Raw genomic sequence first — 6,401 nt, forward strand, 5'->3', positions numbered from 1 at the left:
GGTTTTGTATCGGGTCTGGTATTTTTTGGGATTATTTCTCCACGGTCAGGCCGTGTTTTTCTGCAACTTCCGTGAATGCGTCCGCAAGGTAGCGGACCTTCTTATCCGAAAGGCCGTAGGTGTTCAGTTTCCAGGTCCGGGTGGCGCCGGCGAATTCGCCAACGATCCCGCGCGTCGAGAGTTCGTCACTGAGGTAGAACCCCCGGCGCTTGTGGGTCTGTGCGACCGTGTCGAAACTGCCGGTTGTGTCAACTTTTGTGAGCGTGTGGTTTCTCGGGTACTCGGAGAGCACCCGGCTGCCCGCGATCTTCAGCAGCCGTCCGATGAAGTAGTTGGAGCGTTTTACTTCCTCCTCCCATTCATTCGTCCGCGCTTTTACCGTGGGGAACGATGCCATCATGGAGAGCAGCGTCCCGCCCATCAGCGTGCAGCCGAGCATCTCGACCTCCTTGATCCCGAATTTGCGTTTGGTAAGGTCCCCGACCATCGCTGTGGTGCGGAGGGCTTTTGGCAGCCATTCATCGGTCATGGCAAGCACCCCGGACGGCGCGACCGATGCCATACTCTTGTGTCCGGAGCCGACCACGAAGTCGGCCCCGATGGCTTTGCCGTTGACGGGCATCACGCCGACCGTATAGGCCCCGTTGTAGAGGAAGGGGATGTCGTACTGGTGGGCGACCTTCCCGATCTCTTTTACCTCGTGCTCGTTGGCGAACTGGTAGTCGAAGTGGTCGATCATGACAAGTACCGGGAGTTTCCCGGTCTCTGCTTTGACCTCTTCGATCTTCTGTGCCGTTGCTTCACCGGTAACGATGTTCTTCTCGTTCAGCGGCACTTCCCGGACAACCCCGCCTGCGTTCTCGACTGCAAGGAACTCGGTGTAGTGGGCAAGGGCTGATACGATCACGGAGTCCCCCTTGCCGACAAGTGTCCCGGTCACGGCCTGGAACCCGCGGCGTGCCCCCGGCACGACCCTTGCATGGTCCATGCCCACGAACTTCGCGAGTTCGGCGTGGAAGTCCGCGATCCCGGGTTTTGAGATCTTGTCCAGGCGGAATGGTTTCCGGCAGGCGTCGCACGTTGAGTAACCGTCGCCATAGGAGATGAGGGCCTTCCTTGCCTCCGGGGTCAGCCTTCCCGCTGCCTGGATGGGCTGGATGTTGATGGCCGACTCTTCCCTTGTTCTCAGGTCAATAGTACCGGCAATCTTCGTTATCTTCGGCGAGCCGGTGCCGGCTTCGAGGTCCGCAAGGATGGCCTTTGCTTCGGCGACTTTCTGCCGGAAAGCTGCCTCCTCCTCTGCGTCAAACCCGGCGGGGAGCGAGTCGCGGAAGATCTGCCGCACCTCTTCAAGTTTGAAGAGCGCCTCGAATGTCTTCTGGATCCTGATACTCATGATGGGACACCTGTTCTGGAGTTTTTTCATTCGAAGAACTGCTGCGCAGTTCTTCTCGACCTCAAGGCACTGCGTGCCTCTTCGGATTTCGAAGAACTGCATGACAGTTTTCTCGTCCACAAGGCACTGCGTGCCTCTTCGGATTTCGAAGAACTGCATGGCAGTTTTCTCGTCCACAAGGTGCGGATGCACCTTTTGGAAAGCCAGCGCCCGGAATTGAACCGGGGTGTAGTTGATATGCAGTCAACCGCGTAGCCTCTCCGCCACACTGGCACTTGTGAATTAATTCGTTCACGATTGTGAACTTGTATTACAAAATAACAATTGTGAATATTTAATGGTTCGCTCACAGGCAGGATTATCCTGAATCAATATTTACGACGGAAATGAGCATTTTCGGGTCAGTTTTGTATAACCATTGGGGATATTTCTCGCGCAATTGATATTACTTATAGTCATATTATTGCTGACTGGCGCGAAAAACGTCCTGCATCCGGAAGCCCTCCAAAAAACGGAGAAGATTTCCGGACACCGGATGTATGTCCATATGTCTGTCAATAAGGGTGATACGTAATCTGACGGGCTGAATCGTCTGATTCAATGAGCTGGCATGAACCGGGGCGGCATCCGCATCGGCCATTCCATGGCAAAAACCGTGTCCCTGAAGGAACAGTATGATTCTGATCCCGGTGATCTCGTTCCGGGGGGTGTTCTGTTGCTGTGGAGGTGCTTGCCGGATCCGGCAAAGGCCGAGAGCAGGAGGAGGATACCGGCCGGAAGGCCGTACGCGATGAGCGCTTCCTGGGTGCCCCGCCCGTTTCGTTCCGGGAGATGGTTCTCGTGGGCCTTCTCGGCAAGGATGGAAACGGCCAGGATCAGGGTGATCAGGCCGAGAACTGCCGTGAAGGACGCGAGGGTGCGTTGTCGTGGTTTCATACGGTATTTCTTGTTCACGAAGGTGAACAGACAAATTGGGCCCGTGGATATATCAATCCGAGAATTCCGACAATATTTGCCGTGTTTTTCCTGTTCTGCCGTATCACGCGGGTGCTGGCAAAGAGAAACAAAATTGTGACCGGCCCGCGATCGCGTATCGGGACCGCGGAACCGGATCCGGTTCCCTTTACACATCCCGTTGCGGTGTCAGGTCACACCCGGTGCAGGGAAGGCACATGGTCTTTGCAGCCCTCACGTCCAGCCCGTGGCGTTCAAGTGCGGCCCTGTTGATCCGTGCAAGGCGCATGAGCCGGTCTGCGGACGGGCGTTCCACCACGATCTCCCCCTTCCTAAGCGGATGGGGAGAGATCGGGCGGAGGTTGGGAATGACTCCCATGGATGCGAGAGTCCCGACGCCGGCCTGCACGCATGCGTCTGTTTCGCCAAGACCGAGGATGAAGTTTGAAGAGACACGGTTCTTTCCGAATGTTTTTGTTGCCCTAAAGAGCGCCTCAAGAATTGCATCAAGAGAGAGCCCGGGGCAGACCCTTTGGAAGATCTGCCGGTCCATGGTCTCAACATTGTATTTGATCTCACAGGCTCCTGCTGCATGGAGATCTTCTGAGGACGTTTCTGTTGGATAAATCGAAACGCCGATGGGGAGATCAAAGCGTGTGGCGAGGTGCCGGACCACATCTGCCATGTATGCGGCCTCTTTCTCCGGCGATTCGGCAATCCCGCTCGTGAGCGAGATGGCCGTAAGATCCCCCCGTGACTGCGCTGCTTCAACAAGGGCTGTTATCTCTTCCAGGCTTTTTATGCGGCCTCCGAGTTTTGGGACAGGACAGAATTTACAGTCATAGATACAGCGCTCGCTGACCGTGATATAGGCCTGTTTTGGGCAGTGACAGAGCGGGAGTTCGAGTGTCCCGCATGCGATTATCCGGCCGTCTCTCTGCACGGCCACGCCCTTATTCCGGAGAATGACCCTGAGCGGGGAACCCGGCCTGATGGAAAGCCTGACACGGTGATTGCCTGAGGAGATGAAAAGGGAATCTCCGCCGGCCCCCGGGCCGGCAGTTGCGGTTGTCCGGTATTCCGGTGGGAGAAGCCGGGGATCAATATCCGCACTGCCAATAGCAACCAGAAGCGCCTTGGTCTCTGCGGTAAGGCCATCGTCCATGGAGGGAAAGCTCAATGAATTACCTGGAGATTGATCGGGTTGTATTTCATGCACAGTCATGAAAGAGCCAGCGCCCGGAATTGAACCGGGGTGTAGTTGATCTGCAGTCAACCGCGTAGCCACTCCGCCACACTGGCACGATGATTTTGTACCTGCGTTGGAAACGCTGTTATTTAGCCACTTATCTGACGGCGGTTTTTGCCGCATTCGTGGTTATGGTTTTTCTTTCAGGTTCCGAAATACTTAACAATTGTGAAGTTCCAGTACGTTGTGGTGATCCACTATGAGGGATCGTTTTTGTCGTAACCGCAAACGGGAATAGTATAACAAAAAGTATCGGGCACCTGCCCCCGTCGGCAAAGCTTGTGTACAAGGTACTGGAGTCCGGAGAGCAGCTGACCCAGAAGGATCTCATCCGCGAGACCGCCCTGCCGTCGCGCACGGTCCGGTATGCCCTGGACCGGCTCAGGGATGAGAACCTCCTTGTTGAACGCCACTATTTCGTTGACGCCCGCCAGAGCCTCTATGGCCTGATCGGGCAAAAGGAAGAGGTGGTGTCCGCATGATGCGGTGCTGGTGATTGTATCCCCGAATCTTTTTTCTATGACAACCCCCGGGTATTGTTTTCCGGTTTATTTCTGTTCGTTTCTTCCCGTCAAGGCGTGATTAGTCCAGAATCCATGCAGCATGCGGACACAGGACCACGTATGCCAGGAGTTCGGATGTGAACCGGACCAACGGTAGTACGGCACTTTTATCATAGCGGCCATCGTGAGGAAATCATGAGGAACTTTCATGAAACGCGTCACCATCAATGCGCTCGTTGATATCGGCTGCCTCATCACGTTCATCCCCTCGCTCATCACCGGCCTTGTCCTGTACATTTACCTGCCCTCCGGAACCGGGCGGGGCGGGAACTGGGTCACCTGGATGGGGATCACCCGGCACGACTGGATACTGTATCACGACATCGCGAGTTTTGCATTCGCGCTGCTGCTGGCCGTGCACCTGCTGCTGCACTGGCGGTTCTTTTACCATATTTCCAGAATACTGGGCGTGGGTGGAAGAGCGAAGAAGGGATGACGGGGATGGGTGGGGTGCGATGATTCAAAGCTGGATCCCCCTCCCGCCATCTGGCCAGGAAGTAATCCCACAAATGAGGGGGGGTATGCCGGATACCCCCTCCCCCGTTTGCGTTTCAAATCGATCATACCCCCCGCCATCCGGGTGGGGGGGTGTCCGGGATCCCCCTCCCCCCTTTGGCCGGAAGAGACCCCCCGCTCCCAGGTTTGAGGAGGGTTACGTTAGCAGATTATCGACGGGCCATTGGTCCGGAAAAAACCGTGCGATAATGCCCCTCTCCCAAAAATGAGGTGGGGGGTATCCGGTATACCTCCCCCCCATGGTGCGTTTCAAACCGATCATACCCCCCACCCATGGCCAGGGGGGGTATGTGAGAGACCCCCAGCTGCGACCGGAAATTGCGCGAAACGGGGGGCTGCCGGGCGGTCGTATTGCTGTGGTTTTACGTCGGGAGGACCTGCCGATGGGTGGGCATAGGGCCGGGACCGGTTGGCGGGGGGTGTGCGGGAGACCCCCCTATTGATGCGAAGTTGGGTGGGGCCCTGGTGCGGGAAAATTGAGGATAATTAGTATTTTTGGGTTTTAGTACGGCTTTTGCCTGTATCAGGCTTTTTTGCACTTTTCACTCGTAAATGGTGCCTTTTTTGGCACCGCCAGTCTTGAGCTTCAATGAAAGATTGTGGATGTGCGGTGGGGGTGAGAATGCAGCAATGCTGCCGCCACAGAGATCTCGTCTGGAATGTGGCAGCAGCTCCGCAGAATCGGTGCTCCAGGTGATTTGCAGTTATTGGCGAGTACTACAAAACGGAAAATTTTTAAGAATATTTCTGAAAATTCGCAACAACCATTTCCAGAGAGTGCATGGTGTTTCAGCGATGGTATTGGTGCGGTCATGAAGATTACTAATGAGGTGAGTGGTTTGGACAGTGTCACGTTTTGTGCTGTTAAAAACCAAATTTTTGTAATAATAAAATTTTATTATGTATTACTTAATAAAACAAGATACAGAACACGTGCGTTATGGATCTGCCGGCATTACAACAGGGAGAGCAATGGCGGGTGAAATCACCGGGAGTCTATGTCAAGTCCGTACCTTACCATGCGTTCCTGACAGACCGCCGGCTGATCCTGAAGAGCCCCAACGACCCGCTCATGCCGGACCGCGACCTTGCTCTCGACCGGATCGAAGGGGTCGAGCCATACCTGAACGGGGCAGGCGAACCCGTGCTGGCAATCCAGGCCAGGACGGGCCGGGGCGAGAGCCGGAAGCTTGTCCTGACCTTTGCCGGGAAGCCCGGCAACCGGTCCCGGGTGGGGGAGATGGAGGAGTGGATCCGGAATATCCCGGTAGTGCCCTCCCCCCCGGGTACGGGGCCGGCATCGTCCCCCCGGAAGAGCAGTCCGCGGGCCGGGTATGATCCTGCAAAATTGGTGTTCAGCCCGGGTCTCCATGATCCGGAATACGGCGGTGCCACGTTCCCGAAAGAGAGGGTGAACCCTGCTGCACGGGAGAATTACCGGGGAGATTCTGCCCCGCGGTTCCCGGTCCGCGACCGGGAGGTACCGGGGGATGCCGCAGGTGCACTCTCTCCTCCCGGCTCCTTGCCGGAAGACCTCCCGTTCTTCTGCACAACGTGCGGGAACCGTGGCCGTCCCGGCTCGCGCTTCTGTGACCAGTGCGGGGCTGCCGTCATTCCTCCCGATCCGGCAGCGATCCTTATGCCTCTGCGGAACCGTGGCTTCCCTGTCCGCGAGGAGCCGGTCTTTTCCCCGCCGCCGGAAAGGCTCTACCGGCCTTCTCCC

At 56.4% G+C, this 6,401-nt stretch carries 6 protein-coding genes and 2 tRNA genes; 3 read left to right on the forward strand and 5 right to left on the reverse strand.

Annotated features, from left to right (window positions below; translation table 11 throughout):
• Window positions 1–31 precede the first annotated feature (31 nt).
• The 5 genes from pscS to PHF39_RS08655 form a co-directional block, all read right to left on the reverse strand.
• On the reverse strand, window positions 32–1,396 hold the full coding sequence (gene pscS, locus PHF39_RS08635) for an O-phospho-L-seryl-tRNA:Cys-tRNA synthase (protein WP_300223031.1): 1,365 nt from the start codon (window positions 1,394–1,396) through the stop codon (window positions 32–34).
• Between the two features lie 201 nt (window positions 1,397–1,597).
• Window positions 1,598–1,669, reverse strand: a tRNA-Cys gene (locus PHF39_RS08640).
• A gap of 324 nt (window positions 1,670–1,993) precedes the next feature.
• A complete protein-coding gene (locus PHF39_RS08645; protein WP_300223021.1) occupies window positions 1,994–2,332 on the reverse strand; it encodes a hypothetical protein in 339 nt (112 codons plus the stop codon).
• Window positions 2,333–2,519: 187 nt separating this feature from the next.
• Window positions 2,520–3,515 (reverse strand): radical SAM protein, encoded by a 996-nt coding sequence (locus tag PHF39_RS08650; protein WP_300223023.1) that lies wholly within the window; start codon window positions 3,513–3,515, stop codon window positions 2,520–2,522.
• A gap of 65 nt (window positions 3,516–3,580) precedes the next feature.
• Window positions 3,581–3,652, reverse strand: a tRNA-Cys gene (locus tag PHF39_RS08655).
• 228 nt (window positions 3,653–3,880) lie between these two features.
• Between PHF39_RS08655 and PHF39_RS08660 the strand changes: the two genes are divergently transcribed.
• The 3 genes from PHF39_RS08660 to PHF39_RS08670 all read left to right on the forward strand — a co-directional run.
• Window positions 3,881–4,081 carry a winged helix-turn-helix domain-containing protein gene (locus tag PHF39_RS08660; protein ID WP_300223025.1) on the forward strand — a complete coding sequence of 67 codons (201 nt, stop codon included), beginning with the start codon at window positions 3,881–3,883 and terminating at the stop codon, window positions 4,079–4,081.
• 229 nt (window positions 4,082–4,310) lie between these two features.
• A complete protein-coding gene (locus tag PHF39_RS08665; RefSeq protein ID WP_300223027.1) occupies window positions 4,311–4,598 on the forward strand; it encodes a DUF4405 domain-containing protein in 288 nt (95 codons plus the stop codon).
• A gap of 1,020 nt (window positions 4,599–5,618) precedes the next feature.
• Window positions 5,619–6,401, forward strand: a 783-nt coding sequence (locus tag PHF39_RS08670; RefSeq protein WP_300223029.1) for a zinc ribbon domain-containing protein, incomplete at its 3' end; no start/stop codon positions are given.

The organism is Methanoregula sp. (assembly GCF_028712425.1).
GTDB lineage: Archaea > Halobacteriota > Methanomicrobia > Methanomicrobiales > Methanospirillaceae > Methanoregula.

Excerpts from the sequence above, each read along its gene's own strand:
- PHF39_RS08665 (WP_300223027.1), top strand. The coding sequence starts at position 4,311 with ATGAAACGCGTCACCATCAATGCGCTCGTTGATATCGGCTGCCTCATC.
- PHF39_RS08645 (WP_300223021.1), bottom strand. The coding sequence starts at position 2,332 with ATGAAACCACGACAACGCACCCTCGCGTCCTTCACGGCAGTTCTCGGC.
- pscS (WP_300223031.1), bottom strand. The coding sequence starts at position 1,396 with ATGAGTATCAGGATCCAGAAGACATTCGAGGCGCTCTTCAAACTTGAA.
- PHF39_RS08650 (WP_300223023.1), bottom strand. The coding sequence starts at position 3,515 with ATGGACGATGGCCTTACCGCAGAGACCAAGGCGCTTCTGGTTGCTATT.